Origin of the sequence: Tianweitania sp. (assembly GCF_032053605.1) — a bacterium.
Lineage (GTDB): Bacteria > Pseudomonadota > Alphaproteobacteria > Rhizobiales > Rhizobiaceae > Tianweitania.
Window position 1 is genome coordinate 1,744 of record NZ_DAMBUH010000167.1, and the last position, 2,041, is coordinate 3,784.

Below are 2,041 nucleotides of genomic sequence, written 5' to 3' on the forward strand. Positions count from 1 at the left end.
ACATGCCGGCAGATGGGGTGCGCCCCGGCTCCCGCCTGCTCGAAGCCGTCACCGAAGCGGCAAAGAACACCGACATCACCGTGCAAGCCGTCGGCTGCCTCGGCAATTGCCGGCGCGGCATCAGCGTCGCCATGCTGCGCGACGGCGGCTGGAGCTACCTGTTCGGCGAGCTCGACGAGGGGAGCGCGCAAGACATCATTGCCGGCGCCGAACTCTTCGCGACGTCATCGGACCCGTTCATGCCGTTTCGCGCCCGCCCTGAAGCCTTGAAGCGCGGTTTGATCGCGCGCATCCCGACATGCGACCATTTGAAGGACCTGCCATGAGCGTTTCAGCCGACCGCACTCCCTGCACCGTCGTCACCGGCTTTCTCGGGGCAGGCAAGACCACGCTGCTGCGCTCCATGCTGGAAAAGTCGGGCGACAAACGCATCGCCATCATCGTCAACGAGTTCGGCGATGTCGGCATCGATGGCGAGATCCTGAAAAGCTGCGGCGTTGAGAACTGCCCGGACGAAAATATCGTCGAACTCGCCAATGGCTGCATCTGCTGCACGGTGGCCGATGATTTCGCGCCCGCCCTCGACCAGATCCTGGCGCTGGAGCCGAAGGTCGATCACATCCTGATCGAGACCTCCGGCCTCGCTCTGCCCAAGCCACTGATCCAGGCCTTCCAGTGGCCGGCGATCAAGAACCGTGTCACGGTCGATGGCGTCGTTGCCGTGGTGGATGGCCCGGCACTGGCCGAGGGGCAGGTCGCGTCCGACATGGACGCCCTGCAAGCGCAGCGCGCGGCCGATGAGTCGCTCGACCATGACGATCCCGTCGAAGAAGTGTTCGACGACCAGATCGCCTGCGCCGACCTCATCGTGCTGTCGAAAAGCGATCTGCTCGATGCCGACGCCGTTAGCCGTGCCGAAGCCCGTATCGCCGGCCATCTGCCGCGCGCGGTGAAGATCGTTCCATCAGCCCATGGCCAGATCGATCCGGCCGTATTCCTCGGCCTCGGGCTTGCGGTGGAAGACGATATCGAGAACCGCAAGACCGGCCATGACGGCGCTTTCGACCACGAGCATGACGACTTCGATACCTTCATTGTCGAATTGCCGGCGATCACCGATCCCGATGCGCTCGCCGCAAAGGTGGCACGCGCTGCCGAAACCGAGAACGTTCTGCGCCTGAAGGGCTTCGCCGAAGTGTCCGGCAAGCCGATGCGCCTCCTCGTCCAGGCCGTTGGTCCGCGCGTCGCGCATTACTATGATCGCCCGTGGAAGGCCGATGAAACACGCGGCACGCGGCTGGTGGTGATCGGCCTGAAGGGTCTCGATCGTCAGGCCATCGAGAAAATCCTCGCCGCGTAGTACACTGCCGCCATGCACATCCTCGCAACCACGACCGCTTCGCTGGATGACCTGATCGAGCCTGTCGATCTCGACCAACAGCCTGCGGACATGGTTGCGCTGTCTTTCTCCGACAGCGACCTCGCCAGTCTCGACCGTGCGGCCAAGGCTGACGAAACGCTGCCGGATTTGCGCCTCGCTGCGCTGCGCGATCTGCGCCACCCAATGTCCGTCGATCTCTGGGTCGACCGCATCGCAAGCCAAGCCAAGGTCATCGTCGTGCGTGTGCTGGGCGGCTATGACTGGTGGCGTTACGGCTGCGATCGCCTGGGCGAAACCGCGCGCCGGCACGGCGTGAAGCTGGCGCTTCTGCCCGGTGAATGCCGAGTCGAGGACGAGCGGCTGGCTGCTCTGTCCACGATGGAACCCGCCGAGCGGCAGGCGCTGCTCGCCTGCTTCCGCGAAGGCGGGACGGAGAACATGCGCCGCGTGGTCGAGCGCATGGCGATGCTGGCGGGGCAAGAGCGCGCGGTTGAAGAAGCCGAGCCGCTTCCACGCGCCGGCTGTTATCGGCAAGACGAAGCGGGCCCGGGATCACCCGTCCTGATCCTGTTCTACCGCTCCATGCTGCTCGCCGATGATGTCGCGCCGATCGATGCACTCGCCGACGAACTCGCCACGCGCGGCCTCAAGCCCGTGCCG

At 65.1% G+C, this 2,041-nt stretch carries 3 protein-coding genes; all 3 read left to right on the top strand.

Annotated features, from left to right (window positions below):
• The coding region (locus RTX98_RS19970; protein WP_312798623.1) for a DUF1636 domain-containing protein at positions 1–326 on the top strand (326 nt) is incomplete at its 5' end.
• Positions 323–1,360 carry a cobalamin biosynthesis protein CobW gene (gene cobW / locus RTX98_RS19975; protein WP_312798624.1) on the top strand — a complete coding sequence of 346 codons (1,038 nt, stop codon included), beginning with the start codon at positions 323–325 and terminating at the stop codon, positions 1,358–1,360. The genes RTX98_RS19970 and cobW, both read left to right, overlap by 4 nt.
• Before the next feature lie 12 nt (positions 1,361–1,372).
• Positions 1,373–2,041: cobaltochelatase subunit CobN (locus tag RTX98_RS19980; RefSeq protein WP_312798626.1), on the top strand; the 669-nt coding region annotated here is incomplete at its 3' end.